A 26373-nucleotide genomic window follows, 5' to 3' on the forward strand; every position below is an offset into this window, starting at 1 on the left:
AACGGTGAATTCGTGGTGTCCGGAGGTTCGACTCGCGGGGGCGGGTCAGGAGCCTGAGGGCTGGGCGCCCACGGAGGAGATGGCGCGTGCCGCGGCGCGGACGCCGCCGAGCAGCGATTCCCGGCGGGAGGCGCCCGCCAGCCACGCGGCCAGCAGCCCGGCGTCGAAGGCGTCGCCCGCGCCCGTCGAGTCCACGCACTCGGCGGGCTCGGCGGGGACCGAGACGACCCCGTCCCGGTCCACCCAGCTGGCCCCGTCCGCCCCCGAGGTCAGCGCGACCGCGCCGACCACGTCCAGCAGCGACTCGGCCGACGCCGCCGAGGCCGAGCCGGTCAGCGCCACCAGCTCCTCGGTGTTGGGCAGCAGCAGGTCCACGCCCGCGACGTCGTCGAGGAACCCGTCGTAGAGCAGCGCCGCCGCCTGCGGGTCCACCGACGTGGTCAGCCCGGCCACGCGGGCCTGGCGCAGCACCGCCAGCCCGGCGGGGCGCGACGAGGCGTCCAGCAGCACGTAGCCGGACAGGTGCAGGTGCCGCGCCCCGGCCAGCAGCTCCGGGTTCAGGTCGCCGGGCGCGAAGCGGGCGTTGGCGCCGCGGTCGGGCAGCATGGTCCGCTGCCCGGTCTCGTCCACCAGCACCACCACGCAGCACGTCGCCGCATCGGTGTCCACGGCGAACGCGCACCGCACGCCCACGGCGGTCAGCTCCGCGTGCACCTGCCGCCCCGCCGAGTCCGCGCCGACCCGCGTCACCAGCACCGGCTCGACGCCGCAGGCGGCCAGCCACACGGCGGTGTTGGCGCCCGCGCCGCCCGGCTCGATGGTCACCGACGCGCGCGAGTCGCCGCCGTGCACGATGGGGCCGGAGTGCCGGGCCACCACGTCCAGCCCGGCGTCCCCGACCACCACGACCTGCGTCACGCGCGAGCCCCGGCCAGTTCGACGGCGACCCGCGCGGCCAGCGCGGCGTTGGACAGCACCAGCGCCTCGTTGGCGTCCAGGCTCACCCCGCCGCTGGCGGTGTGGAAGTGCTCCAGCAGCACCGGCGTGACCTCCTTGCCGTGCACACCGCGGGTGCGCAGCAGCTCCAGCCCCTCGGCCAGCAGCCGGTCGTGCAGGTCGGCGGCCATCTCGAACTCGCTGGGGATCGGGTTGGCCAGCAGCACGCCCGCGCCGCCGGGCACGTTCCGGTGCGCGGCGACCACGGCGGCGGCCTGGCGCGGGTCCTCCACCCGCCACGGCACCTCGAACTCCGACTCGCGCCGGTAGAACGCGGGGAAGCGGTCGGTGCGGTAGCCCAGCACCGGCACCGAGCGGGTCTCCAGCAGCTCCAGCGTGGCGCCCATGTCCAGGATCGACTTCACGCCCGAGCAGACCACCAGGATCGGCGTCTGGGCCAGCACGTCGAGGTCGGCGGAGACGTCCCAGGTCTCCCGCGCGCCGCGGTGCACGCCGCCCAGCCCGCCGGTGGCGAACACCCCGATCCCGGCCGCGTGCGCCAGCGCCGCGGTGCCCGCCACGGTGGTCGCCCCGTCGCGGCCCAGCGCGAACGCCGCGCCCAGGTCGCGCCGGGACAGCTTCTCCAGCTGGTTGGCCGGGTCGCAGACGTAGTCCAGCTCGGCCTCGGTCAGGCCGACCTTGGGCACGCCGCCGAGCACGGCGATCGTCGCGGGTACGGCGCCCGCCTCGCGCACCGCGTCCTCCACCCGCCGCGCGACCTCGCGGTTGCGCCCCGGCGGCAGGCCGTGGGACAGGATGGTGCTCTCCAGCGCGACCACCGGCCGGTTCCCGGCCAGGGCGTCGCGTACCTCTTCAGTGGTGCTCGGCGTACTCACGAGGGGCCATCATCCCAGGTAAGCTGGGCGCGTGAGCACGCAGACCCTCCCTGACGTAGAGACCCGGCCGGAAGGCACGGACCACACCGGGGACGACACCCCGAAGATGTTCCACTACGTGCGCAAGGCCAAGATCGCCGAGAGCGCGGTCATGGGCACGCACGTGGTGGCGCTGTGCGGCGAGGTCTTCCCGGTGACGCGGTCCCCCAAGCCCGGCTCGCCGGTGTGCCCGGAGTGCAAGAAGATCTACGACAACCTGCCCGCCGGCGGCGAGTAGACCTCCCACCCCGGTCCCGGCGCTCCCCGTGGGCGCCGGGATGCGCGTGCGGGCGCTATCCGCCCGCCGAGGGCTGCTGCTGCGGGTCGGCCTCCCGCGGCGCCGGGTTCGTGGGCGCGGCCTGCCCGTTGCGCTGCTCGGAGCGGATGCGCTCGGCCGCCCGCTCCAGCTCCAGCCGCCGCCACCGGCGGCGCTGCCGCCGGGTCATCCGCGCGGGCCACATGTCCTGGATGGCGCTGTTGAAGTACGCGCCGATGGTGATGGCCAGCCCGATGAAGAAGGTGAACAGCAGGAACGCGATGGGCGTGGCCAGCGCGCCGTAGGTGTAGCCGGTGGTGGTGATCCACCGGATGTAGAGCCGCAGCCCGATCGACGACAGCAGGAACACCGCCATCGCCAGCACCGCGCCGGGCACCAGCCGGTGCCACGGCAGCTTGCGCGGCAGCGACAGCTTGTACAGCGTGGCCAGGGCGAGCACCAGCAGCACGCCGATGCCGGGGTAGTAGAACCCGCTCAGCCACGACTCGATGGTCGGCTGCCAGCTGTCCGGGAAGACCTCGGGCAGCAGCTCGGGCCCCAGCGCCAGCACCGGCAGGCCGACGATCAGCAGCACCAGGCTGGCCATGTAGAGCAGCAGCGCGAAGATCCGCTGCCACACCTCGTTGCGCACGCCGTACTGCCCGTGCGCCACGGTGATCGCGTCGACGAACGACGACATGGCCGACGAGCCCGCCCACAGCGAGATCAGGAAGCCGACCGAGACGATCTCGCCCTTGCCGGTGGTCAGGATCTGGTCCACGGTCGGCGCGATCACCCCGTTGACCACGTCCTGGCTGAAGATCGTGCGGCAGGCGGAGATGATCTGGTCCTTGACCGCGCTGACCACCTCGGGGCCCAGCCAGTCGCCGATGTAGCCCATGCTGCCCAGCAGGCCCAGCAGCAGCGGCGGGAACGACAGGGTCTGCCAGAACGCGGCCTCGGCGGCCTCGGAGAAGATGTTGCCCTCCCAGGCCTTGGACAGCGTGCGCGCCAACAACCGCCACGGCCCCTTGCGGGGTGCGCCGCGTGCCGTCCGATCGGTTGCCGACCCCATCGCACCACCCAGCATGGTGCATCGTGAGCGATTTCGCGGCATCGGCGGCGGAGTGGCCCATCCGGAGCGGGTAGGCTGTGCGAGCCCTCGACGGTCGCCCGCAACGAGGGCATTCGCATGTCCGACGCCCGCGAGCTGCCCGAACGGCGAACGCAGAGAGGATCGCAGGTTGTCGCTCCCGCAAGGCGCACCCTCCAGGCCGCTGCGCGCGTGGCAGCGGCGCGCGTTGACCAAGTACCTGGCTTCCGGCCCCAAGGACTTCCTCGCGGTCGCCACGCCCGGCGCGGGCAAGACGACCTTCGGGCTGCGGGTGGCCGCCGAGCTGCTGGCCGACCGCACGGTCGAGGCGGTCACCGTGGTGACCCCGACCGAGCACCTCAAGCACCAGTGGGCCAAGGCCGCCGCCGAGGCGGGCATCGCGATCGACTCGAACTTCCGCAACACCAACGCGGTGACCTCGCGGGACTACCACGGCGTGGCGGTGACCTACGCCCAGGTGGCCGCGCACCCGACGCTGCACCGCGTGCGCACGGAGAACCGCAAGACGCTGGTGCTGCTGGACGAGGTGCACCACGGCGGCGACGCCAAGTCGTGGGGCGACGCGATCCGGGAGGCGTTCACGCCCGCGGTGCGCAGGCTGTGCCTGACCGGTACGCCGTTCCGCAGCGACGACTCGCCGATCCCGTTCATCACCTACGAGCCCGGCCCGGACGGGGCGCCGCGCAGCCGCGCGGACCACGCCTACGGCTACGCCGACGCGCTGCGCGACGGCGTGGTCCGGCCGGTGATCTTCCTGGCGTACTCGGGTGAGGCGAGCTGGCGGACCAGCGCGGGGGAGGAGTTCACCGCGCGGCTGGGGGAGCCGCTGACCCAGGAGCAGACCGCGCGGGCGTGGCGCACCGCGCTGGACCCGACCGGCGAGTGGATCCCGTCCGTGCTCAAGGCGGCCGACCTGCGGTTGAGCCAGCTGCGCGCGAACGGCATCCCGGACGCGGGCGGCCTGGTGATCGCCACCGACCAGACCACCGCCAAGGCGTACGCGGAGATCCTCAAGCGCACCACCGGCCACGACGCCACGCTGGTGCTCTCCGACGACCCGAAGGCATCCGGCCGCATCGCGGAGTTCTCCGCCTCGAACGAGCGCTGGCTGATCGCCGTGCGCATGGTGTCCGAGGGCGTGGACGTGCCGCGGCTGGCGGTGGGCGTGTACGCCACCAGCGCCTCCACGCCGCTGTTCTTCGCCCAGGCCATCGGCCGGTTCGTGCGGGCGCGGGCCAAGGGCGAGACGGCCAGCGTGTTCCTGCCCAGCGTGCCGGTGCTGCTGGGGCTGGCCAGCGAGCTGGAGCAGCAGCGCGACCACGTCATCGGCAAGCCGCACCGGGAGAAGGACGGCTGGGACGACGAGCTGCTGGCGCAGGCCAACCAGGTCCAGGACGAGCCGGGCGAGGAGGAGCGGGCGTTCACCGCGCTGGGCGCCTCGGCCGAGCTGGACCAGGTGATCTACGACGGGTCGTCGTTCGGCACCGCGGCGTTCGCGGGCAGCGAGGAGGAGCAGGAGTACCTGGGCCTGCCCGGTCTGCTGGAGCCCGACCAGGTGCGCGAGCTGCTGCGGCAGCGCCAGGAGAAGCAGCTGGTGGAGGCCAGCAAGCGGCAGGCCGCAGCGCCCGCGCCCGCCGCCCCGCCGCCGCCCGCGCGGCCCGCGAGCGTGCAGGAGCGGCTGGCCGCGCTGCGCAAGGAGCTCAACACCCTGGTGGCCATGCACCACCACCGCACCAAGAAGCCGCACGGCAAGATCCACAACCAGCTGCGGGAGTACTGCGGCGGTCCGCCGACGGCGATGGCGAGCATCGAGCAGCTCGAAGAGCGGATCGCCACCCTGCGCTCTTGGTGACGCAGCGTGCTCGACTACGCCGATCGGCGTAGATGTATTAATGCGGAGTTACCTCGTCGTTAGCGCATCGTGCTGCCTTTATCGGTCAAGTGTGCTTCCGGTCACCGCATGTGCGGGCATACGTTGTGCGCCACAACATTCTCTGCCCACCAGCAGACACAGCGCAGTGAAAGGGATGGCGGATGCGCAGCAAGAGCCTTGCTCTCATCGCCGTGAGCACCGGCTTGGCCGTGGCCATGACGGCGTGTGGCGCCAACACGTCCTCGGGTGGCAGCAGCACCTCGGACACCAACACGAACAGCGGCTCGAACGGCGGGGAGAAGGTCGGCGTCATCCTGCCCGAGACCAAGTCCTCGGCCCGCTGGGAGGGCTTCGACAAGCCCCTGCTGGAGAAGGCGCTCAAGGCCGAGGGCCTGGACCCCGACATCCAGAACGCCCAGGGCGACGTGCAGAAGTTCTCCACGCTGGCCGACGGCATGATCAACGCGGGCGTCAAGGTCCTGATCATCGCCACGCCCAACAGCGAGGTCGGCGCCACGGTGGCCAAGAAGGCCCAGGCCCAGGGCATCAAGGTCATCGACTACGACCGCCTGAACCTGGGCGGCACCTCGGACTACTACGTCTCGTTCGACAACACCAAGGTCGGCGAGCTGCAGGGCCAGGGCCTGGTCGACGGCCTGGGCAAGTTGGCCGCGGGCAAGAAGCCCGCCGAGGTCATCGAGATCGAGGGCGCGCCGACGGACAACAACGCCACCCTGTTCTACAACGGCCAGCAGAACGTCCTCAAGCCCAAGTACGACTCGGGCGACCTGAAGCTGGTGCAGTCCCAGCCCATCGAGGAGTGGGACAACCAGAAGGGCGGCCAGACCTTCGAGCAGATCTTCACCGGCAACGGCCAGAAGGTCGACGGCGTCGTCGCCGCCAACGACGGCCTCGCGGGCGCGGTGATCACCGTCCTGAAGAAGTACAACCTCAACGGCAAGGTGCCGGTGACCGGTCAGGACGCCACCCCGGAGGGCCTGCAGGCCATCCTGCGCGGCGACCAGTACATGACCGTGTTCAAGCCCATCGACGAGGAGGCCAACGCCGCCGCCAAGCTGGCCGCCGCGCTGGTCAAGGGCGACACCGCCGCCGCCGACGCGCTGGCCAACGGCGTGGAGAAGGACCCGAAGGGCAACCGCGAGGTCAAGTCCGTGCTGCTGACCGCGCAGCTGATCACCAAGGACAACGTCAAGGTGGTCGTGGACGAGGGCTTCGTCAAGGCGTCCGAGGTCTGCGTCGCCGACCTGGCCGCCACCTGCGGCGAACTCGGCATCAAGTAGTCACCGCTCGCCGCGGCGGGGTGCGCTGGCCGCACCCCGCCTTCGGCGTGCCACCCACGGAGGGAATGCAGTGAGCGAGCCGATTCTCGAACTGCGCGGCGTCAACAAGAGCTTCGGACCTGTGCACGTGCTGCACGACATCGACTTCACCGTCCGCGCGGGCGAGGTGACGGCCCTGGTCGGCGACAACGGCGCGGGCAAGTCGACGCTGGTCAAGAGCATCGCGGGCATCCACCCGATCGACTCCGGCGAGGTCGTCTTCGACGGCAAGCCGGTCACCATCAACGGCCCCCGCGACGCGGCCGCCCTGGGCATCGAGGTCGTCTACCAGGACCTCGCGCTGTGCGACAACCTCGACATCGTCCAGAACATGTTCCTGGGCCGCGAGCGCGGCAAGGCGGGGATGCTGGACGAGACCGACATGGAGCAGGCCGCGCGCAAGACGCTGACCTCGCTGTCGGTGCGCACGGTCAAGTCGGTGCGCACCCAGGTGTCCTCGTTGTCCGGCGGTCAGCGGCAGACCGTGGCCATCGCCAAGGCCGTGCTGTGGAACAGCAAGGTCGTGCTGCTGGACGAGCCGACCGCCGCGCTGGGCGTGGCGCAGACCCGCCAGGTGCTCGACCTGGTCCGCAGGCTCGCCGAGCAGGGCCTGGGCGTGGTGCTGATCAGCCACAACATGAACGACGTGTTCGAGGTCGCCGACCGCATCGCCTGCCTGTACCTGGGCCGCATGGCCGCCGAGGTGCCCACCAAGGACGTCACCCACGGCCAGGTGGTCGAGCTGATCACCGCGGGCCGCTCCGGCGAGCTGGGCATCGCCCGACCCGAATCCGCCACCATCTGACGCCGCGCCAGCGAGCCAGAACCGAGGACTCCCGCATGACCAACACCACCAGCGAGAAGGCCTCCCCCGAGGGCGCGGCCATCTCCGACTTCGGCATCGACACCACCTCCAAGTCCACCGGCGAGGCGTTGCGCGACTACGTGGCCCGGCTGCGCGGCGGCGAACTGGGTTCCCTGCCCGCCCTGCTCGGCCTCGTGGTGCTGCTGATCGTCTTCAGCTCCCTGTCGGACTCCTTCCTGACCCTGGGCAACATCGCCAACCTGCTGGCCCAGGGCGCGGGCACCACCATCATCGCGATGGGCCTGGTGTTCGTGCTGCTGCTCGGCGAGATCGACCTGTCCGCGGGCACCGCGTCCGGCGTCGCCGCGTCGGTCATGGCGCTGCACCTGGTCAAGGGCGGCAACCTGCTCGGCGGCATGGGCGACACCGTCTTCTACGTCTTCTGCGGCCTGCTGGTGCTGGCCGTGGTGCTTGCCGCGCTGATGCGGATCTGGGCGGGTGCCGCGCTGGCCGCGGTCGCGCTGGTCATCGCCGCGGTCGGCGTGCCCGCGAACCCGTGGGTGGAGATGCTGCTGGCGATCTGCGTCGGCGCCGCCATCGGCTGCATCACCGGCTTCCTGGTCGCCAAGGTCGGCATCCCGTCGTTCGTGGTGACCCTGGCGCTGTTCCTGGCCTGGGGCGGCGTGATCCTCCAGCTGATCGGCCAGGGCGGCACCCTGGGCCTCAACGACGACGTGCTGTTCAAGGTCGCCAACGGCAACCTGAGCACCGCGGGCAGCTGGCTCCTGTTCGTCATCGCCGCGGGTGGCTACGCGGCGGTCGTGCTGACCAGGCACTTCTCCCGGCTGCGCAAGGGCCTGGTCGCCCAGCCCACGCCCATGGTGCTGACCAGGGTCGGCGCCGTCCTCGTGCTCGGCGCCGCCGCCACCTACGCGCTGACCCTCAACCGCTCGGTGAGCAACGTGGTCGTCATCACCGGCGTCCCGTACGTCGTGCCGCTCGTGCTGTTCCTGCTGGTGGTGGGCACCTTCGTGCTCGACCGCACCCGCTACGGCAGGCACGTCTACGCCGTGGGCGGCAACAAGGAAGCCGCCCGTCGCGCGGGCATCAACGTCCCGCAGATCCGGATGAGCGTGTTCGTGATCGCCTCCACGGCGGCGGCCATCGGTGCGATCGTGTACTCGTCCAAGGTCGGCTCGGTCGACCCGAACGCCGGTGGCGGCAACACGCTGCTGATGGCGGTCGGCGCGGCGGTCATCGGCGGCACGTCGCTGTTCGGCGGCAAGGGCCGCCTGCGCGACGCGGTCATCGGCGGCGCGGTGCTGGCCACCATCACCAACGGCATGGGCCTGCTCAAGCAGCCCGCCGCGGTCGTCTACATCGTGACCGGCCTGGTGCTGCTGCTGGCCGCCAGCATCGACGCGCTCTCCCGTCGCCGAGCGGCGGCGTCCACGCGCTGACGTGGCGACACCAACAGCGGGAGCCCGACCGGACGAGGTCCGCAGGCACAACCGCACCGCGCTGCTGCGCAGGCTGCACGTGGACGGGCCGTCCACCAGGGCGTCGCTGGCGGCTGAGCTGGGGCTCAACCGCAGCACGATCAAGGCGCTGGTGGACGGCCTGGCCGAGTCCGGTGTGGTGGCCGAGCGCCTGCCCGCGCAGCGCACCGGCGCGGGCAGGCCCTCCCTGCTGGTGCTCCCGCAGCCGCAGGCCGCCGTCGTCATGGCCATCGACGTCCGCGTCGAGCAGGTGGCCATGGCGATGGTCGGCCTGGGCGGGGACATCCTGGGCAGGCACAGCTGGAACCTGCACCGCCGCACCCGCGAGCCCGGTGAGGTGATCACCCACATCGCCGACTCGGCGAAGCTGCTGGCCGACGAGCTGGACGTGACGGCGGTCGGCGTCGGGGTGTCGGTGCCCGGCGTGGTCCGCCGCGCCGACGGCATGGTGCACGAGGCGCCCAACCTGCACTGGACCGACGTGGCGCTGGGCGCCCGGCTGACCGCCGTGCTCCAGGCGCCCGTGCACGTCGGCAACGACGCGGAGCTCGGCGCGCTGGCAGAGCACCTGCGCGGGGCCGCCCGAGGCTCCTCCGACGTGGTCTACATCTCCGCCGACGTGGGCATCGGCGGCGGGGTCATCTCCAGCGGGACGCCGCTGCGCGGCGCGGGCGGTTACGTGGGCGAACTGGGGCACATGGTGGTGCGGCCCGGCGGGCGGCACTGCTACTGCGGCTGCCAGGGGTGCTGGGAGACCGAGATCGGGGAGGCCGCCCTGTGCCGGGCGCTGGCCCTGCCCGAGGACGCCCCGCGCGGGGCGGTGGTGGCCGAGCTGCGCTCGCTGGCCGCGGACCCGTCGTCGGTGACCCACCGGCTGGGCGAGTTCACCGAGTGGCTGGCGCTGGGCCTGGTCACCGTGGTCAACATGCTGGGCCCCGAGCTGGTCGTGCTGGGCGACCTGTTCACCGCCCTGCCGCAGGTGGTGGTGGACCGGGTGCGGGCCACCGTGCAGCAGCGCAGCCTGGTCTCCAGGGCGGTGGGCGGCACCCGCATCGTCAGCTCGCCGCTGGGGCGCGACGCCAAGCTCATCGGCGCCGCCGAACTGGCCTTCGAGCCCGTGCTCGGCCTGGTCTGACCGCCGCCGAAAAGCAGGGGGACGGGAACCCGTGAGGGTTCCCGTCCCGGACGGCTAGGGTGCTTGCGGGCGGCACGGCCCGCGATGATCAGCCCTGCTGCAGTTCGGCAGCGAGCTCGCGCAGCTTCGTGCTGTGCTCGCGGGCGTGGTGCCCGCAGAACAGCAGCTCGCCCCCGGAGGGCAGTACGGCGCGAACCTGGGCAGCAGCCCCGCAGCGGTCGCAGCGGTCGGCAGCGGTCAACGCGGGGCGGGTGAGCGTCGTGGTCATGGAAATCTCCCTCCGTCCCGGCACCGGGGATCGGTGCCCTACTCAAGCTGCGACCACCCCACACCTGGCTGGCACGTCGTGTTCGCTGGCTCCACTCTTGCAGACGCACGGGCGTAAGTCAGTGTTCCCTGGGCCGTGGCGACCCGCGTCACTCAGCATTTACCCCCCGCTCCGGCCGTTCGAACCTGCCGACTCCACCGGTTCGCCACGCGCGCAATCACTTTCCGCTGTCGTGGCAACGGTTTCAGACCAGCGAGAACAGCGGCTGAGGCACTCTCGCTGCTCCGTCCGGTGGAAGTTGCGGGGCCGCTAGTGTGATCGCCGACACAGGCGTCAGCCCAGAGCGAACAGCCCGCCGAATTCCACCATGCGGACGCGCGAAGAGCGCCGGCACCCGAGTGGGCGCCGGCGCTCTTCGCGCGTTCGCGACTAGTCCAGGTAGTCCCGCAGGACCTGGGACCGCGACGGGTGGCGCAGCTTCGACATCGTCTTCGACTCGATCTGCCGGATGCGCTCGCGCGTCACCCCGTAGACCTGGCCGATCTCGTCCAGCGTGCGCGGCTGGCCGTCGGTGAGGCCGAACCGCAGCCGCACCACGCCCGCCTCGCGCTCGGACAGCGTGGCCAGGACCGACTGGAGCTGGTCCTGCAGCAGCGTGAACGACACCGCGTCCACGGCCACCACGGCCTCGGAGTCCTCGATGAAGTCGCCGAGCTGGCTGTCGCCCTCGTCGCCGATGGTCTGGTCCAGCGAGATGGGCTCCCTGGCGTACTGCTGGATCTCCAGCACCTTCTCCGGGGTGATGTCCATCTCCTTGGCCAGCTCCTCCGGGGTGGGCTCGCGGCCCAGGTCCTGGAGCAGCTCGCGCTGGATGCGGCCGAGCTTGTTGATGACCTCCACCATGTGCACCGGGATGCGGATGGTGCGGGCCTGGTCGGCCATCGCGCGGGTGATCGCCTGGCGGATCCACCACGTCGCGTAGGTCGAGAACTTGTAGCCCTTGGTGTAGTCGAACTTCTCGACCGCGCGGATCAGACCGAGGTTGCCCTCCTGGATCAGGTCCAGGAACGCCATGCCGCGGCCGGTGTAGCGCTTGGCCAGCGACACCACCAGGCGGAGGTTGGCCTCCAGCAGGTGGTTCTTGGCCCGCTCGCCGTCGCGCACGATCCAGCGCAGGTCGCGGCGCAGCTGCGGGGTGAGCTTCTCGTTCTCGTCCTCGGCGCGGCGCACCCGCTCGGCGGCGTAGAGGCCCGCCTCGATCCGCTTGGCGAGTTCGACCTCCTCCTCCGCGTTGAGCAGGGCGACCTTGCCGATCTGCTTGAGGTAGGCGCGCACCGAGTCCGCCGAGGCGGTGAGCTCGGCGTCCTTGCGGGCCTGCCGCAGGGCCTCGGACTCCTCCTCGTCCCAGACGAAGTCACCTTCGCCGGGCTTGGCGTCCTCGGCTTCCTCCGGCTCCTCCTCGACCGGCTCGTCGATCAGTTCGACGTCGTCGACCAGGTCCTCGTCACCGGGGGCGCCTTCCAGGTCCTCGGGCTCGTCGCCCTCGGTGGCCTTCTTCGCCTTGGCGGGGGCGGCGGCCTTGGCGCCCTGCTTGCGGGGTGCCCGAGCGGTCTTGCCCGCCGCGGCGGTCTTCGCTGCCGGCTTCTTGGCCGGAGCCTTCCTCGCCGAGGTGGCCTTGGGCGTCTCCTCGGCGTCAGCCTTAGCTGCCTGAGTCGTCTTCGCGGCTGCCACGTACGCCCTTTCGCGACTGTCGATCAAGGCAAACCGAAGCGCGCGATCCTCGGTCGCCGGAGTACGGGGGAGAGCCCGCCGGCCTTGGCGTCAGCGGGGCACCGTTCCATTGTAACGACGAGAACCGGGTGCGGTTGCGCCCCGTTGACATCCGGGGCGCAACCGCGGACTTTTCCGCAGCTGGGAGGGCCGGGAAGTCAGTGCCGGAGGCCCTGCGCGGCGGCCACGGCCGCGCCCACGATGCCCGCGTCGTTCTTCAGCGCCGCGGCGACCACCTCGGTGCGCACCTCCAGCAGCGGCAGCCACTTCTCCGCCTTCTTGCTGACACCGCCGCCCGCGATCACCAGGTCCGGCCAGATCAGGTTCTCCAGGACGCTGATGTAGCGCGAGACCCGCGGCGCCCACTCGGACCAGGACAGCCCCTTGTCCTCCTTGACCGACGCCGCCGCGCGCTTCTCCGCGTCGTGGCCGTCGACCTCCAGGTGGCCGAACTCGGTGTTGGGCACGAGCTGGCCGTCCAGGAACAGGGCGCTGCCGATGCCGGTGCCGAAGGTCAGCAGGACCACCAGCCCGTCCCGGCCGACGCCGGAGCCGAACCTCATCTCCGCGATGCCCGCCGCGTCGGCGTCGTTGAGCACGACCACGTCCTCGGTGCGGCGACCGAGCCTGCGGGCGAACAGCGCGGCGGCGTCGGTGCCGATCCAGCCCTTGTCGACGTTCGCGGCGGTGTGCGCGACACCCTTCTTGATGACGCACGGCAGCGTGATGCCCACCGGTCCGTCCCAGCCGAACTTCTCGACGATCTCGGCGACCACGTCGGCCACCGCGTCCGGCGTCGACGGCTGCGGCGTGGCGATGCGCAGGCGCTCACCGTCGAGCCCGCCTGCCTCCAGGTCCACCAGACCGCCCTTGATCCCAGAGCCGCCGATGTCCACGCCGAACCCGCGGGTCATGCCCATCCCCGTGGCCTTCCTACTCGATTCAGTGACCGTGGCCGCAGACACTAGCCTGAGCTCGTCCGATAGTCCCGTGAGAGTGACGCAGGAGGAACAGTTGCGCTCGGATCCGCGCTCGTTGGTGGACGTCGCCGTCCAAGTCGCGGGACAGGCCGCCGACCTGGTGAAGTCCACCAGGGAGTCGGCGGTGGCGCGGATCGACACCAAGTCGAGCATCACCGACGTGGTGACCGCCGCGGACCGGGAGTCCGAGCGGCTGGTGCGCGCGCTGCTGGCCCAGCTGCGGCCGGGCGAGCCGGTGATCGGCGAGGAGGAGGGCGGCACGGCCGCGGTCGAGGGCCTGACCTGGGTGGTCGACCCGATCGACGGCACGGTCAACTACCTCTACGACATCCCCCACTACGCGGTCTCGGTGGCCGCCCAGCTCGACGGCGAGTCGGTGGCCGGGGCGGTGGTCGAGCCGGTCTCCGGCCGGGTGTGGACCGCGGCGCGGGGGCACGGCGCGTACCTGGACGGCAGGCCGCTGCGGGTGTCGTCGGAGACCCGGCTGGAGGTGGCGCTGCTGGGCTACGGCTTCGCCTACCGCGCGGAGCGCAGGCAGCGGCAGGCGCGCACGTGGGCCGGGATGGCCACGCGGGTGCGCGACATGCGCCGGGCCGGGGCGGCGTCGCTGGACCTGTGCGCGGTGGCGGCCGGGCGGTTGGACGCCTACGCCGAGCACGCCCTGGGCCGCTGGGACTGGGCGGCGGGCGCGCTGCTGGCCCGCGAGGCGGGCGCGGTGGTGCTGCTGCCGGGCGAGGCGCCCGAGCTGGGCGCGGACGCCACCCTGGCCGCCGCTCCCGGCATCGCCGACGCGCTGCGCGCCGCCCTCGTCGAGTGCGGCTTCGGCGAGGTCTGACCCCACCCCCGTTCCCGCGAACCGAGCGTCCAGGCACCGCGAACCGAGCGTTCGGGCACCTCTCGGGTGCCCCGACGTCCGGTTCGCGGGGTCAGCAGTGGACGTCGCGCGCCGCGGCGAGGTTGGTCGGGTCCAGCGAGGGCGCGGCGGCCTCCGCCACCTGGCCGCCCTGCCGCTCGGGCTGCTGCTCGGCCCACGCCGCCAGCTGGTCCATCACCTTGCGGGCGTCGCTGTTCGGCTTGATCTCGTTGAACTTCTTGCCCACCGCGATGTCCACCGTCGCGTCCTGCCGGTCGTCGCGCACCAGCTCCAGGCACGGCTCCAGCAGGCTCAGCGTCCGGGCGGCCCCCGCGCCGGGGGCGCCGAACCGGATCTGCCCCCGGCAGTTCATGTCCTGCGCCGGGTACACCGGGTCGTTGTCCGGCTCGGCCGCCTGCCGCAGCCCCATTTCGACCAGCGTGGTGGCCACGAACCGCGCCTGATTGCGCTGCGTGCTGGCGTTGAACACCCGGAAGTGCACCTCGTTCACCGGAACGGGGTCGGTCCGGTCCAGTGCGTCGTGCGCCAGCACGGTCCCCAGGGCGGGCGCAGGAGCGCCGTCGCCCGCGGCGGTGGCCGAGGTGGAGGCGGGGGTGTTGCCCGGCGGGTTGCACCGGATCGCCGCGTCCACGTCGCCCGCCTGCTCCAGCACCCGCGACCACACGAACACGGCCGTGACCGCCAGCACGACGAACAGGATCAGTGCTGGTAGCGGTCGCCTCCGCCGGTACCGCGACGACCCGCCTCCGCTCGGAACGCTCGCGGATCCCACGCCGACCTCCCCTGGGCGTTGTGGAGCTTGTGTGCTGATCAGGCTATGCCGTCGCCGAGCGCCGCGCGTCTCGGGCGAGCCGCGACGGCGCGCAACCACCCGATTGCGGAGGGTGCTCCCGCTCGCCGGGGGAACGCCCCGTTGCCAACGGAGGCGGCAAAGCCGCGCCAAGCCTATCGGGCCTGCGTGCGAAGGTCCTCTCACCCGTCTGCTCAATTAGGGGGAACCCGCTGCGCGGGTGCCCGATCCGTGAGCTACCCTCTGCGCGCTCCGCGCACCGCCGGGCATCTGCTACGCGTCGCCGCACAGGGGGTTGGCGCTCGGCGGTGGGGCGAGACCTCCGTCACCCAGTCGGAGGGCACAAACAGGAGCGCTGGTGCGTTAACCAGCGACACGAACCAGTCTCCGTTGACCGCAGGGGTGTGAAAGAAGATGGCGACCGACTACGACGCTCCGCGTCGCAGCGAGGCCGACGAGCTCGCCGAGGACTCCCTCGAGGAGCTGAAGGCGCGGCGCAATGAAACGCAGTCCGGGGTCGTCGACATCGATGAGGACGCGACCGCCGAGAACTTCGAGCTGCCGGGCGCCGACCTGTCCGGCGAGGAGCTCACGTTCAAGGTCCTGCCCAAGCAGGCCGACGAGTTCACCTGCTCCAAGTGCTTCCTCGTGCACCACCGCAGCAGGCTGGCCGAGGAGCACAACGGCCAGTACATCTGCCGGGACTGCGCCTGACGCGGGCAGGCAGCAGCGACGACCCCCTGGGCGCGCACCTCACCCGAGGTGGCGCCCAGTCGTCTTTCCGGGCGCGTCCCGGCGGCGGGGCTCACGCCCGCGCGGCCCGCAGCACCTCGGCCAGCCGCCGCGCCGAGCGCACGCTGAACAACCAGTAGGGCGTCGGGTCCTGCGGGTCCCGCAGCTCCACCTTGACCATCGGACCGACCCAGCCGCGGTGCGCGACGAACGCCATCGGGTCCAGGTGCGGTCCCATCGCCTTGCGCTTGCCCTTGGCATCGAACACCTCGACCTCGCCCAGCAGCTCCAGCGGCACGTGCGCCTCGCCGACCCGCAGCTCGCCCCCGGAGACCTCGACCTTCAGCGAACCCAGCCGCACCAGCAGCAGCAGCGCGATCGGCACCGTGATGACGTAGGGCAGCCACGACCGGACACCGGGGAAGCCCATGTGGATCTCCGCGGCCAGCAGCACCGCGGCGCCCAGCGGCAGCGGCCAGCCCCACCACGGCACGAACAGCCGCTCGCGGAAGGCGGTCGGGGCGGTCACAGCACTCTCGCTCACGGCTCCAGGGTAGTCTCGCGCGCCGTGCCCAGCGTCGAGGTCCTGCTCTCCCGGCTCGATCCCACCGTGCCGATGCCCGCGTACGCCAGACCGGGTGACGCGGGCGCGGACCTGGTGACCACCACCGACGTGGTGATCGAACCGGGCGAGCGCGCCGTGGTCGGCACCGGAGTGGCCATCGCCCTGCCGGAGGGTTACGCGGGCTTCGTGCACCCCCGGTCGGGGCTGGCCGCGCGGGTCGGGCTGAGCGTGGTCAACGCACCGGGCACGATCGACTCCGGCTACCGGGGGGAGATCAAGGTGTGCCTGGTCAACCACGACCTGCGCGAGCCGGTGGTGCTGGCGCGCGGCGACCGGATCGCGCAACTGGTGGTGCAGAAGGTGGAGCACGCGGTGTTCCGCGAAGTCGACGAGCTGCCCGGTTCCGAACGCGGCACGGGCGGCTACGGCTCTACTGGCGGGCACGACGTGCTCGCCCGGACGGAGGGGTGAGGCGATGTTCGGACGGCGCCGCAAGCGCGGGAGGCACTCCGCGAACCGGGGGACGGCGCAGCCGGAGACCGGCGTCGAGGGCGGCGAGGAGCTGCCCGAGGAGGGTCCGTTCGACGAGTCGCAGGCGCCCGACGACGGCCTGACCCGGCTCGACCTGGGGTCGATCCGGGTTCCGGTGCCCGAGGGCGCGCAGCTGCAGGTGGAGATGGACCCGGCGGGCGCGGTGCGCGCGGTGCACCTGCTCACCGGCGTCGGCCAGCTCACCGTGAGCGCGTTCGCCGCGCCGAGGACCGACAAGCTGTGGCCGGAGGTCGGCGCGGAGCTGATCGCCCAGCTCAAGGGCGACGGCTTCCGGATCAACCGGGAGAACGGCCGCTGGGGTGAGGAGATCTCGGCCCGCGGCAGCGAGGTGCACCTGCGGTTCGTGGGCGTGGACGGGCCCCGGTGGATGCTGCGCGGGGTCGCCGCCGCGCCCAGCGAGCCCCAGGCGGACCAGGCGCTGCTCGCGCTGCGCGAGCTGATCAGCGACACCGTCGTGGTGCGCGGCACCCAGCCGATGCCGGTGCGCACGCCGCTGCCGATCGAGCTGCCCGAGGCCATCGCCCGCCACATCTCCCAAGCCCAGCAGGGCGGCCAGCGCTGACCGCACCGGCAAGTACTACCGGCCCCGCCCGTCGGGGCCGGTAACCACTCCCCGACTGTCCCGAACGCGCGACCGGGTGGCTCCGTCGGCACCGGCCCGGCTCTCCAGCAGAGCGGCAACGGCGGCGCGGCCCAGTGCCGTCCGGTCGGCGCCCAGCTCGGCCAGGGTGGTGGTGCGCAGCGCGCCGCGGGGCAGTGCGGCGGCCCACTGCTGGGCCACCGCGAGCGGGTGGACGGGGTCGTCGGTGCACGCGGCCACCCCGGCGGGCACGTCCAGCGCCGCCAGTTCGCCGAGGGTGGGCGCGGCGGTGCTGGACGCCGCGCGCAGCACACCGGCCAGCGCCGCGCCGTGCCCGCGCCAGGCGCGGGACAGCTCCGCGCCCAGCCACCCGTCGACACCCGCCAGCGCCGCGTCCACCCCGTCCCGCTCGACCACTTCCGCGCTCACGGCCGCGGCCAGCGCGGCGGGCGCCCCGGCGGCCGGGCCGCTCCACGCGGGCAGCGCCAGCAGCAGCCCGGCGCACCGCTCGGGCGTGCGCGCCGCCCACGCCGCGGCGACGTGCGCGCCCAGTGAGACGCCTCCCACGATCAGTGGTTCACCCAGGTACGCGGCGTCCAGGGCGGCCAGGTGCTCCTCGACGGTCGCCCCGGACGGGGTGATCAGTGACAACCCCGCCGAGGCCAGCGGGGCGGCGAACACCGACCGCACGAACACCCCGTCCGACGCCGTCCCCGGCAGCAATACCGCGCGTGACGAACCCACGACCCCACATCCTCCCCCAGACGGATACTCGATCGGGTGGACCCGGTTACGCTGGTTTGAGGACGGGCTTCGCTGTCGAGGCCCCTCAAGTGGCCAGGAGTCGGGGATGACCAGTTCTGGGGGCGGCTACTGGCGCCGCCTCGTGCGTCGGCTGACGACCGATGTCAGCGAGTTGGACGCGGACGACCTCTCGCGGAAAGCCGAGGAGGTCGGCGCCGTCCGGGCGTGCGACTGCAGGTCAGGCGAACAGGTGACGGTCATGGGCCGGGTGCGGAGTGTCGAGTTGTGCCCCCGCGACGCGGTCGCCACCCTGGAGGCGGAGCTGTACGACGGCACCGAGGGCGTGACCCTGGTGTGGCTGGGTCGCAGGCGCATCGCGGGCATCGAGCCGGGCCGCACCATCAAGGCCAAGGGCCGGATCGCCGTCCGCGACGGCCGCAAGGTCCTCTACAACCCCTACTACGAGCTGCAGAACGCTTCATGACCTCAGTGAACGAGTCGGAGAAGCAACCCACCCTCCTGGAGCAGATGGGCGGCGTCAGCGGCCTGGTCTTCTCCTCGCTGCCGGTGGTGGTCTTCGTCCTGGTGAACGCCTTCGCGGGCCTCATGCCCGCCATCTGGAGCGCGTTGGCTGCGGCGGTCCTGATCGGCGTCTACCTGGCGATGCGCAAGGGCTCGGTGCAGCCCGCGGTCTCCGCCGTGTTCGGCGTGGGCATCGCGGCCTTCATCGCCTACCGCACCGGCTCGGCGAAGGGCTTCTTCCTGTTCGGCATCTGGCAGAGCCTGGTCTACGGCGGCGTGTTCGTCGTCTCGATCCTGGTCCGCTGGCCGCTGGCGGGGGTGATCTGGTCGTTCCTCAACGGCCAGGGCACCGGTTGGCGGCAGGACCGCGCCTCGGTGCGCGACTACGACATCGCCACGCTGGTGTGGGCGCTGGTGTTCGGCGCGCGGTTCGTGGTGCAGCGGTGGCTGTACGACGAGGCGTCGGTGGGGTGGCTGGCCTTCGCCCGGCTGGCCATGGGCTACCCGCTGATGGCCGTGGCCGTGGCCGTGACGGTGTGGGCGGTGCGCCGCTCGGACCGGCGGCTCAAGGCCGCCCAGGCCCGCTACGAGGAGGAGAACCGGGCCGCCGAGGAGCGGCTCCGGGCGCAGGCCGAGGAGAGCTGAACGGGTGGGGCCCGCGAGCCCCACCCCGCTAGTAGCCCAGCGCGGACCTGATCTCCCGCTCCACGTCCGCCGCGGCCACGAACAGCAGCTCGTCGCCGCCCTCCAGGGTGTCCTCCGGCGTCGGCACGATCACCCGGCCGCCGCGCAGGATGGTCACCAGCGCCGCGTCACGGGGCAGCTCCAGCGCGTTGACCGGCGAACCCGCCAGCGGGGTGTCCTCCGGCAGCGTGATCTCCACGAGGTTGGCCTGGCCCTGGCGCAGCGTCATCAGCCGCACCACGTCGCCGACCGTCACCGCCTCCTCGACCAGCGCGGACAGGATGCGCGGGGTGGACACCGCGACGTCGACGCCCCAGGACGAGGTGAACAGCCACTCGTTGGCCGGGTCGTTGACCCGCGCCACCACCCGGCGCACCGCGAACTCGGTCTTGGCCAGCAGCGACACCACGAGGTTGACCTTGTCGTCGCCGGTGGCGGCGATCACCACGTCGCACAGCTGCATCCCGGCGTCCTCCAGCGAGGACAGCTCGCAGGCGTCGGCCTGGACCCAGTCGGCCTGCTCCACGGTGTGCGGCTCGAAGTGCGCCCGGTCGCGCTCGATGAGCATCACCTGGTGCCCGTCGGCCACCAGCTCCTGGGCGATGGAGCGGCCGACCGCGCCCGCCCCGGCAATCGCGATACGCACTCAGCTCTCCTCGGGTGCCTGTGCCGCGGCGGCGGCCACGTCGGTGACCGTCCCGGACAGCGCCGCCACGTAGACCACGTCGTCGGCCTGCAGCAGGGTCTTGGAGTCCGGCAGCACGCCAGTGCCGAACCGCATGATGAACGCCACCCGGCAGCCGGTGGCCGACTGCAGGTCGCGCACCGAGCGCCCGATCCAGTCCTCGTGCAGGTCCAGCGGCAGCACCGCGACCGTGCCGGACGGGTCGCGCCAGGCCGTGGACGCGCCCTCGGGCAGCAGCATCCGCAGGAACCGGTCGGTGCTCCACGGCACGGTGGCCACGGTCGGGATGCCCAGCCGCTCGTAGACCGCGGCGCGCTTCTCGTCGTAGATGCGGGCGACCACGGCGTCCACGCCGAAGGTCTCCCGCGCCACCCGCGCCGAGATGATGTTGGAGTTGTCCCCGCTGGACACCGCGGCGAACGCGCCCGCGCGCTCGATGCCCGCCTCCACCAGCACCTGCCGGTCAAAACCGTTGCCCACCACGTGCTGCCCGTGGAAGTCCGGCCCCAGCCGCCGGAACGCCTGCGCGTCCTTGTCGATGACCGCGACCTGGTGGTCCAGGCGCTCCAGGGCCTTGGCCAGGGACGACCCCACCCGGCCACAACCCATGATCACCACGTGCACGAGTTCCTCCTGAACGACGCCTTGGCCAAACCTACCGATGATTAGTCCGACCAGGGGAGGCAGACCCCTTACCCTTTCCACTCGTGTCCAAGCTCGCAACAGCGGCCAAGCGCCTCGTGGTCGGCAGGCCATTCCGGAGCGACCGACTCGCTCACACACTCCTGCCCAAGCGCATCGCGCTACCGGTGTTCGCCTCGGACGCGATGTCCTCCGTGGCCTACGCCCCGGAGGAGATCTTCCTGGTGCTGTCGGTGGCGGGCCTGTCGGCCTACGCGCTGGCCCCGTGGGTCGGCGTGGTGGTCGTGGTCGTCATGCTCACCGTGGTCGCCAGCTACCGGCAGAACGTGCACGCCTACCCCTCCGGCGGCGGCGACTACGAGGTCGCCACGGTCAACCTGGGCCGCCGCGCGGGCCTGACGGTGGCCAGCGCCCTGCTGGTGGACTACATCCTCACCGTCGCGGTGTCGATCTCCTCGGCTGCGGCCAACATCGGCTCGGCGATCCCGTTCGTGGCCACCCACAAGGTGGAGTTCGCGGTCGTCGCCATCGCCCTGCTGACCGCGGTCAACCTGCGCGGCATCCGCGAGTCCGGCAGCGCCTTCGCCATCCCCACCTACGCCTTCATGGGCGGCGTCCTGGCCATGATCGGCTACGGGCTGGTGCGCGCGTTCGTGCTCGGCGACCAGATGCGCGCCGAGTCCGCGGGCCTGGAGGTGCGCGCCGAGGACGACCACCTGATGGGCCTGGCGTTCGTGTTCCTGGTGCTGCGCGCGTTCTCCTCCGGCTGCGCCGCGCTGACCGGCGTGGAGGCGATCAGCAACGGCGTGCCCGCGTTCCGCAAGCCCAAGTCGCGCAACGCGGCCACCACGCTGCTGATGATGGGCCTGATCGCGGTCACCATGCTGATGGGCCTGATCGTGCTGGCCCAGCTGACCGGCGTGAAGATGGCCGAGGACCCGGCCCACCAGCTGGTCGGCGCCCCCGAGGGCTACGAGCAGAAGACGATGGTCGCCCAGGTCGCGGGCGCGGTGTTCGACGGCTTCCCGGCCGGGTTCTTCTTCATCACCGGGGTCACCGCGCTGATCCTGGTGCTGGCCGCGAACACCGCGTTCAACGGCTTCCCGGTGCTGGGCTCGATCCTGGCCCAGGACCGCTACCTGCCCCGCCAGCTGCACACCCGCGGCGACCGGCTGGCCTTCAGCAACGGCATCCTGTTCCTGGCGGGCGCGGCGATCGTGCTGGTGGTCGCCTTCGAGGCCGAGGTCACCAGGCTCATCCAGCTCTACATCGTGGGCGTGTTCGTGTCGTTCACGCTCAGCCAGAGCGGCATGGTGCGGCACTGGAACCGGCTGCTGGCCACCGAGGAGGACCCGGTCGCCCGCCGGCGGATGCGCCGCGCCCAGTCGATCAACGCCTTCGGCCTGGTGATGACCGGTTCGGTGCTGGTGGTCGTGCTGATCACCAAGTTCACCAACGGCGCCTGGATCGCCATCGCCGCGATGGCCGCCATCTACGCGCTGATGACCGCCATCCGCAAGCACTACGACCGGGTCGCCGAGGAGCTGCGCCAGCAGGAGCGGCAGAAGCTGCTGCCCGCCCGCAACCACGCCATGGTGCTGGTGTCCAAGCTGCACATGCCCACCCTGCGGGCGCTGGCCTACGCCAAGGCCACCCGGCCGGACGTGCTGGAGGCGGTCACCGTCAACGTGGACGACGCGGACACCCGCAGGCTGGTCCGGGAGTGGGAGAAGGAGAACTTCAAGGTCCCGCTCAAGGTCATCGAGTCGCCTTACCGGGAGATCACCAAGCCGGTGCTGGACTACGTCAAGCGGGTGCGCACGGACAACCCGCGCGACGTGGTCACCGTCTTCATCCCCGAGTACGTGGTGGGCCACTGGTGGGAGCAGCTGCTGCACAACCAGAGCGCGCTGCGGCTGAAGGGCAGACTGTTGTTCCAGCCCGGTGTGATGGTGACCAGCGTGCCGTGGCAGCTGGCCTCGTCGAAGAAGGTCACCGACAGGGACGTCGTCGCGCCCGGAGCGATCCGGCGCGGCCTGGACAAGCGGGACGGCGCGTGAAGGCCACCTGGGAGCAGCGGCTGATCGAGGTCGAGGTCGGCGCGGTCGCCCACGGCGGGCACTGCGTGGCCCGGCACGAGGGGCGCGTGGTGTTCGTCCGGCACGCGCTGCCCGGCGAGCGGGTGGTCGTGCGGATCACCGAGGACTCCGGCGGCTCGTTCTGCCGGGGGGACGCGGTGGAGGTCCTGGTGGCCTCCGACGACCGCGTCCAGCAGCCGTGCCCGTTCGCCGGTCCGGGGCTGTGCGGCGGCTGCGACTGGCAGCACGCCACCCCGCAGGCCCAGCTGGAGCTGAAGGCCGCCGTGGTGGCCGAGCAGCTGCGCAGGCTGGCCGGGCTGGAGCGGCGGGTCGTGGTGGAGCCGCTGCCCGGCGGCGCGGAGGACTGGCGCACCCGGATGCGGCTGGCGGTCGACGCGGAGGGCCGGGCGGGCTTCCGCAAGCACCGCAGCCACGAGGTCGTCCCGGTGGACCACTGCGTGATCGCCGTGCCGGACGCGCTGGACGACGTGGTGGACCGCACCTGGCCCGCAGGGGCGGAGCTGGTGGTGACCAGGGACGCGGGCGGGCAGGTGCACCTGACCGAGGTCGGCCCGCCGGAGCGCCGCAGGGGCCGCCAGGTGCCCGGACCGGCGCGCAGGCGCCGGGGCAGCGGCACGGCCACCGAGCTGGCCGCGGGCCGGGCGTGGAACCTGCGCGCCGACGGCTTCTGGCAGGTCCACCCGGCCGCCGCGGACACCTTCGCCAAGGTGGTCGCCGAGTGGGCCGACTGCCGCCCCGGCCAGCGCGCCTGGGACCTCTACGGCGGGGTGGGCCTGTTCGCCTCGGTGCTGGCCGAGCAGGTGGGCGCCACCGGCTCGGTGGCGGTCGTGGAGTACTCCACCCGCGCGGTGCAGGACGGCAGGCGCAACCTGTCGGACCTGCCCCAGGTCAGCTGGTACGCGGGCAAGACCGAGGAGGTGCTGCGGACGCCGGAGTTCACCGACCTGCCGCCGGACGTGGTGGTGCTCGACCCGCCGCGCAAGGGCGCGGGCAGGGCCGTGGTGACCGAGATCGCCCGCAGCCGCCCCGAGCGTGTGGTCTACGTCGCGTGCGACCCGGCCGCGCTGGCCCGCGACATCGCCTCCTTCGCCCAGCGAGGGTACGATTTGGCCCAGCTCAGGGCCTTCGACGCGTTCCCCATGACGCACCACGTGGAGTGCGTGGCGCTGCTGGAGCCCGCTCGCTGAAGCACGTCTCAGCCGGTGGTCCGTAGACTTCGCGAGCGAACGGGGTGCGAACCACTAGGGCGAGGTGAGCGGTGACGCTGCTGGAATCCGTGCACGGACCGGCCGACCTGAAGCGGCTGGACCACGACGAGCTGGTCAGGCTCGCCGAGGAGATCCGGCGCTTCCTGGTGGAGAAGGTCTCCCGCACCGGCGGGCACCTGGGCCCGAACCTGGGCGTGGTCGAGCTGACCATGGCGGTGCACCGGGTGTTCGACTCCCCGCGCGACTCGGTGGTGTTCGACACCGGCCACCAGAGCTACGTGCACAAGATCCTCACCGGCCGCCGCGAGGGCTTCGACACCCTTCGCCAGAAGGGCGGCCTGTCCGGCTACCCGTCGCGCGCCGAGAGCGAGCACGACGTGGAGGAGAACAGCCACGCCTCCACCGCGCTGTCCTACGCCGACGGCCTGGCCAAGGCCTACCAGCTCGGCGGTCAGCGCAGGCACGTGGTCGCGGTGGTCGGCGACGGCGCGCTGACCGGCGGCATGTGCTGGGAGGCGCTGAACAACATCGCCGCGGGCACCGACCGCCCGGTGGTGATCGTGGTCAACGACAACGGCCGCTCCTACTCGCCGACCATCGGCGGCCTGGCCGACCACCTGTCGTCGCTGCGCCTGCAGCCCGGCTACGAGCGGGCGCTGGAGCGCGGCAAGACCGCCCTGCAGGGCACCCCGATCGTCGGCAAGCCGCTGTACGCGGCGCTGCACGCGACCAAGCGCGGCATCAAGGACGCGCTGGCCCCGCAGGCGATGTTCGAGGACCTGGGCCTGAAGTACATCGGCCCGGTCGACGGCCACGACGTGGTCGCGCTGGAGTCGGCGCTGCGCCGGGCCAAGTCCTTCGGCGGGCCGGTCATCGTGCACACGGTCACCCGCAAGGGCAACGGCTTCGCGCCCGCGGAGAACCACGAGGCCGACCAGATGCACGCCACCGGCGTCATCGACCCGATCACCGGCGAGAACGTCGGCCCGTCCAAGCGGACCTGGACCCACGTGTTCGCCGACGAGCTGGTCGCCTTGGGCGGCGAGCGGCCGGACCTGGTGGCCATCACCGCCGCCATGCGCGGCCCGACGGGGCTGGACAAGTTCGCCAACGCCTTCCCCGACCGCTGCTTCGACGTGGGCATCGCCGAGCAGCACGCGATGACCTCGGCCGCAGGCCTGGCCATGGGCGGGATGCACCCGGTGGTGGCGATCTACGCCACGTTCCTCAACCGGGCCTTCGACCAGCTGCTGATGGACGTGGCCCTGCACAAGCAGGGCGTCACGGTGGTGCTGGACCGGGCGGGCATCACCGGCCCGGACGGCGCCTCCCACCACGGCATGTGGGATCTGTCCATCCTGGGCCTGATCCCCGGCGTCCGGGTGGCCGCGCCGCGCGACGCGGGCTCGCTGCGCGAGGAGCTGCGCGAGGCGGTCGAGGTGCGCGACGCCCCGACCGTGGTGCGCTACCCGAAGGCGTCGGTGGGTGCCGACCTGCCCGCCCTGGAGCGGGTGGGCTCGGTCGACGTGCTGCGGCGCGACGGCGAGGACGTGCTGCTGGTGGCCGTCGGCGCGTTCGGCGAGCTGGCCGTGGCCGCCGCGCAGCGGCTGGCCGACCAGGGCATCGGGGTGACCGTGGTGGACCCGCGCTGGGTGTTCCCGGTGGCCCCGGAGCTGGTCGACATGGCCGCCGGGCACCGCCTGGTGGTCACCGTCGAGGACGGCGGCAGGCACGGCGGCTTCGGCTGGGCGCTGGCCGCCGCGCTGCGCGACGCCGACGTCGCCACCCCGCTGCGCGACCTGGCCATCCCGCAGACCTTCCACGACCACGGCGAGCGCGCCGAGGTGCTGGCCGACCTCGGGCTGACCGCGCAGGACGTGGCCCGCCGGATCACCGAGTGGGTCGTCGCGGCCGAGCCCGCGGAAATGGGCGCGACGGTCGAGAAGTAGCCGGGCTACCCTCCTCCAGCCCGGTCAGCGGCCCGGACGGCGGTGCCGGTCCGGGTCCCGCGATCCAGCCGGGCAACCGCATGGAACGCGTTCACCGCGAGGGTTCGATCCCCGAAGCCGCGACCCCGGTCGACCACGGGGCGGCGGGCCTTGCGAGCTCAGGCTCCCGCCCGCCGTTCCACGGCCGGGGTCGCGGTGCGCGCGGGACGGGAGGAGGGGACGTGAAGCACACGCTGATGCCGTGGGAGCGCGGCGTGGTGTTCCGGCGCGGCGCCCTGCTGGAGGTGCTCGGCCCCGGCAGGCACCGGTTGCGCTGGCGCGACGTCGTGCGCCGCGTGGACGTGCGGCCCCGCTCCTACGCGCCCGCCTGGCAGGACGTGCCGACCGCCGACGGCGTGCTCGTGCGCGTCACGGTGGTGCTGAACTGGGAGGTCGTCGACGCGGCCGCGTTCGTGGTGGCGGCGGCGTCCCCGTTCGACGAGCTGCACCTGGCCGCCCAGCTCGCGCTGCGGGCGGCCGTGCTCACCCGCTCCCACGACCGGGTGGACGCCGAGCGCGGGGCCATCGCCGCCGAGGTGCTGTCCGGGATGCGGCCCCGTGCCGCCGAGCTGGGGGTCGAGGTCCGCGCGGTCGCCGTGCGCGACGTGGTCATGCCCGCCGAGCTGCGCAAGGCCGCGTTGAACGAGATCGTCGCGCGCAGCGAGGGCCGCGCCGCGCTGGAACGGGCGCGCGGGGAGACCGCGGCGCTGCGCTCGCTGCTCAACGTCGCCCGACTGGCCGAGGAGCACCCGGCGCTGCTGGAGCTGCGGGCGCTGCAGTCCGCGCACACCGTGGTG

At 72.4% G+C, this 26373-nt stretch carries 27 protein-coding genes (1 of these 27 cut by a window edge); 16 read left to right on the forward strand and 11 right to left on the reverse strand.

Features of this window, described 5'->3' with window-relative positions; genetic code table 11:
- Nucleotides 1–45: 45 nt before the first annotated feature.
- Together JOF41_RS03565 and JOF41_RS03570 are read right to left on the reverse strand one after the other, a co-directional pair.
- Nucleotides 46–918 (reverse strand): carbohydrate kinase family protein, encoded by an 873-nt coding sequence (locus tag JOF41_RS03565; RefSeq protein WP_209616097.1) that lies wholly within the window; start codon nt 916–918, stop codon nt 46–48.
- On the reverse strand, nt 915–1832 hold the full coding sequence (locus JOF41_RS03570; protein WP_189221821.1) for a pseudouridine-5'-phosphate glycosidase: 918 nt from the start codon (nt 1830–1832) through the stop codon (nt 915–917). Before JOF41_RS03570 ends, JOF41_RS03565 begins: the two co-directional genes overlap by 4 nt.
- 31 nt (nt 1833–1863) lie before the next feature.
- Between JOF41_RS03570 and JOF41_RS03575 the strand changes: the two genes are divergently transcribed.
- A complete protein-coding gene (locus JOF41_RS03575) occupies nt 1864–2109 on the forward strand; it encodes a DUF3039 domain-containing protein (RefSeq protein WP_189221820.1) in 246 nt (81 codons plus the stop codon).
- Nucleotides 2110–2164: 55 nt separating this feature from the next.
- On the opposite strand, the gene JOF41_RS03580 is transcribed toward JOF41_RS03575, so the two are convergent.
- Nucleotides 2165–3202, reverse strand: a complete 1038-nt coding sequence (locus JOF41_RS03580; RefSeq protein ID WP_244989495.1) for a YihY/virulence factor BrkB family protein — start codon at nt 3200–3202, stop codon at nt 2165–2167.
- Nucleotides 3203–3371: 169 nt separating this feature from the next.
- On the opposite strand from JOF41_RS03580, the gene JOF41_RS03585 reads away from it, so the two are divergent.
- The 5 genes from JOF41_RS03585 (at nt 3372) to JOF41_RS03605 (ending at nt 9893) form a co-directional block, all read left to right on the forward strand.
- On the forward strand, nt 3372–5093 hold the full coding sequence (locus JOF41_RS03585; protein ID WP_189221818.1) for a DEAD/DEAH box helicase: 1722 nt from the start codon (nt 3372–3374) through the stop codon (nt 5091–5093).
- 182 nt (nt 5094–5275) lie between these two features.
- Nucleotides 5276–6415, forward strand: a complete 1140-nt coding sequence (locus JOF41_RS03590) for a sugar ABC transporter substrate-binding protein (RefSeq protein ID WP_189221817.1) — start codon at nt 5276–5278, stop codon at nt 6413–6415.
- Between the two features lie 70 nt (nt 6416–6485).
- Nucleotides 6486–7259: an ATP-binding cassette domain-containing protein gene (locus JOF41_RS03595; protein ID WP_189221816.1), complete on the forward strand. Its 774-nt coding sequence runs from the start codon at nt 6486–6488 to the stop codon at nt 7257–7259.
- 35 nt (nt 7260–7294) lie between these two features.
- Nucleotides 7295–8719 carry a sugar ABC transporter permease gene (locus JOF41_RS03600; protein WP_189221815.1) on the forward strand — a complete coding sequence of 475 codons (1425 nt, stop codon included), beginning with the start codon at nt 7295–7297 and terminating at the stop codon, nt 8717–8719.
- 1 nt (nt 8720) lies between these two features.
- Nucleotides 8721–9893 (forward strand): ROK family transcriptional regulator, encoded by a 1173-nt coding sequence (locus tag JOF41_RS03605; protein ID WP_209616103.1) that lies wholly within the window; start codon nt 8721–8723, stop codon nt 9891–9893.
- Nucleotides 9894–9981: 88 nt separating this feature from the next.
- Here the strand turns inward: JOF41_RS03605 and JOF41_RS03610 are convergent, their stop codons facing one another.
- From JOF41_RS03610 to ppgK, 3 genes are all read right to left on the reverse strand, one after another.
- A complete protein-coding gene (locus JOF41_RS03610) occupies nt 9982–10161 on the reverse strand; it encodes a DUF7455 domain-containing protein (RefSeq protein WP_015800348.1) in 180 nt (59 codons plus the stop codon).
- A 429-nt stretch (nt 10162–10590) separates the two neighbouring features.
- Nucleotides 10591–11892, reverse strand: coding sequence for an RNA polymerase sigma factor (locus JOF41_RS03615; RefSeq protein ID WP_189221813.1), 1302 nt, complete (start codon nt 11890–11892; stop codon nt 10591–10593).
- 197 nt (nt 11893–12089) lie between these two features.
- Nucleotides 12090–12851: a polyphosphate--glucose phosphotransferase gene (gene ppgK / locus JOF41_RS03620; protein ID WP_276515658.1), complete on the reverse strand. Its 762-nt coding sequence runs from the start codon at nt 12849–12851 to the stop codon at nt 12090–12092.
- Between the two features lie 94 nt (nt 12852–12945).
- Here ppgK and JOF41_RS03625 point away from each other — a divergent pair, with 94 nt between their 5' ends.
- Nucleotides 12946–13746: an inositol monophosphatase family protein gene (locus tag JOF41_RS03625; RefSeq protein WP_244989496.1), complete on the forward strand. Its 801-nt coding sequence runs from the start codon at nt 12946–12948 to the stop codon at nt 13744–13746.
- A 91-nt stretch (nt 13747–13837) separates the two neighbouring features.
- Here the strand turns inward: JOF41_RS03625 and cei are convergent, their stop codons facing one another.
- A complete protein-coding gene (gene cei / locus JOF41_RS03630) occupies nt 13838–14557 on the reverse strand; it encodes an envelope integrity protein Cei (RefSeq protein ID WP_189221810.1) in 720 nt (239 codons plus the stop codon).
- 432 nt (nt 14558–14989) lie between these two features.
- Here cei and JOF41_RS03635 point away from each other — a divergent pair, with 432 nt between their 5' ends.
- Nucleotides 14990–15289, forward strand: coding sequence for a DUF4193 domain-containing protein (locus tag JOF41_RS03635; protein ID WP_189221809.1), 300 nt, complete (start codon nt 14990–14992; stop codon nt 15287–15289).
- A 91-nt stretch (nt 15290–15380) separates the two neighbouring features.
- On the opposite strand, the gene JOF41_RS03640 is transcribed toward JOF41_RS03635, so the two are convergent.
- On the reverse strand, nt 15381–15851 hold the full coding sequence (locus tag JOF41_RS03640) for a DUF3093 domain-containing protein (RefSeq protein ID WP_307867219.1): 471 nt from the start codon (nt 15849–15851) through the stop codon (nt 15381–15383).
- Between the two features lie 24 nt (nt 15852–15875).
- Between JOF41_RS03640 and dut the strand changes: the two genes are divergently transcribed.
- Nucleotides 15876–16343, forward strand: coding sequence for a dUTP diphosphatase (gene dut / locus JOF41_RS03645; RefSeq protein ID WP_189221808.1), 468 nt, complete (start codon nt 15876–15878; stop codon nt 16341–16343).
- A gap of 4 nt (nt 16344–16347) precedes the next feature.
- On the forward strand, nt 16348–16986 hold the full coding sequence (locus tag JOF41_RS03650; protein ID WP_189221807.1) for a DUF3710 domain-containing protein: 639 nt from the start codon (nt 16348–16350) through the stop codon (nt 16984–16986).
- A 15-nt stretch (nt 16987–17001) separates the two neighbouring features.
- On the opposite strand, the gene JOF41_RS03655 is transcribed toward JOF41_RS03650, so the two are convergent.
- Entirely contained in the window at nt 17002–17748 is a 747-nt protein-coding gene (locus JOF41_RS03655) for an alpha/beta fold hydrolase (RefSeq protein WP_209616113.1), read from the reverse strand.
- Nucleotides 17749–17854: 106 nt separating this feature from the next.
- On the opposite strand from JOF41_RS03655, the gene JOF41_RS03660 reads away from it, so the two are divergent.
- Nucleotides 17855–18232, forward strand: coding sequence for an OB-fold nucleic acid binding domain-containing protein (locus JOF41_RS03660; protein ID WP_189221805.1), 378 nt, complete (start codon nt 17855–17857; stop codon nt 18230–18232).
- On the forward strand, nt 18229–18915 hold the full coding sequence (locus JOF41_RS03665; RefSeq protein ID WP_189221804.1) for a DUF3159 domain-containing protein: 687 nt from the start codon (nt 18229–18231) through the stop codon (nt 18913–18915). Before JOF41_RS03660 ends, JOF41_RS03665 begins: the two co-directional genes overlap by 4 nt.
- A 28-nt stretch (nt 18916–18943) precedes the next feature.
- Here JOF41_RS03665 and JOF41_RS03670 read toward each other — a convergent pair whose 3' ends face one another.
- Entirely contained in the window at nt 18944–19600 is a 657-nt protein-coding gene (locus JOF41_RS03670; protein ID WP_189221803.1) for a potassium channel family protein, read from the reverse strand.
- A complete protein-coding gene (locus JOF41_RS03675; protein ID WP_189221802.1) occupies nt 19601–20263 on the reverse strand; it encodes a potassium channel family protein in 663 nt (220 codons plus the stop codon).
- An 83-nt stretch (nt 20264–20346) separates the two neighbouring features.
- On the opposite strand from JOF41_RS03675, the gene JOF41_RS03680 reads away from it, so the two are divergent.
- The 4 genes from JOF41_RS03680 to JOF41_RS03695 form a co-directional block, all read left to right on the forward strand.
- The gene (locus JOF41_RS03680) at nt 20347–22341 is read left to right on the forward strand and encodes an APC family permease (RefSeq protein ID WP_189221801.1); all 1995 of its coding nucleotides are present in this window, start codon (nt 20347–20349) and stop codon (nt 22339–22341) included.
- Nucleotides 22338–23567 (forward strand): class I SAM-dependent RNA methyltransferase, encoded by a 1230-nt coding sequence (locus JOF41_RS03685; RefSeq protein WP_189221800.1) that lies wholly within the window; start codon nt 22338–22340, stop codon nt 23565–23567. Before JOF41_RS03680 ends, JOF41_RS03685 begins: the two co-directional genes overlap by 4 nt.
- Nucleotides 23568–23638: 71 nt before the next feature.
- Nucleotides 23639–25537, forward strand: a complete 1899-nt coding sequence (gene dxs, locus JOF41_RS03690) for a 1-deoxy-D-xylulose-5-phosphate synthase (RefSeq protein WP_189221799.1) — start codon at nt 23639–23641, stop codon at nt 25535–25537.
- Nucleotides 25538–25758: 221 nt separating this feature from the next.
- On the forward strand, nt 25759–26373 hold the 5' portion of the coding sequence (locus tag JOF41_RS03695; protein WP_209616117.1) for an SPFH domain-containing protein. 18 nt of this gene lie beyond the right edge of the window; the window shows 615 of its 633 coding nt (coding positions 1–615); the start codon lies at nt 25759–25761; its stop codon lies beyond the right edge, outside the window.

It is taken from the genome of Saccharothrix coeruleofusca (genome assembly GCF_017876325.1).
GTDB lineage: Bacteria > Actinomycetota > Actinomycetes > Mycobacteriales > Pseudonocardiaceae > Actinosynnema > Actinosynnema coeruleofuscum.

What these genes read in the sequence shown, in the direction of transcription:
- JOF41_RS03580 (WP_244989495.1), bottom strand. Translation starts at nt 3,202, where the DNA reads ATGGGGTCGGCAACCGATCGGACGGCACGCGGCGCACCCCGCAAGGGG.
- JOF41_RS03610 (WP_015800348.1), bottom strand. Translation starts at nt 10,161, where the DNA reads ATGACCACGACGCTCACCCGCCCCGCGTTGACCGCTGCCGACCGCTGC.
- JOF41_RS03600 (WP_189221815.1), top strand. Translation starts at nt 7,295, where the DNA reads ATGACCAACACCACCAGCGAGAAGGCCTCCCCCGAGGGCGCGGCCATC.
- JOF41_RS03635 (WP_189221809.1), top strand. Translation starts at nt 14,990, where the DNA reads ATGGCGACCGACTACGACGCTCCGCGTCGCAGCGAGGCCGACGAGCTC.
- JOF41_RS03590 (WP_189221817.1), top strand. Translation starts at nt 5,276, where the DNA reads ATGCGCAGCAAGAGCCTTGCTCTCATCGCCGTGAGCACCGGCTTGGCC.
- JOF41_RS03650 (WP_189221807.1), top strand. Translation starts at nt 16,348, where the DNA reads ATGTTCGGACGGCGCCGCAAGCGCGGGAGGCACTCCGCGAACCGGGGG.
- JOF41_RS03660 (WP_189221805.1), top strand. Translation starts at nt 17,855, where the DNA reads ATGACCAGTTCTGGGGGCGGCTACTGGCGCCGCCTCGTGCGTCGGCTG.
- JOF41_RS03665 (WP_189221804.1), top strand. Translation starts at nt 18,229, where the DNA reads ATGACCTCAGTGAACGAGTCGGAGAAGCAACCCACCCTCCTGGAGCAG.
- ppgK (WP_276515658.1), bottom strand. Translation starts at nt 12,851, where the DNA reads ATGGGCATGACCCGCGGGTTCGGCGTGGACATCGGCGGCTCTGGGATC.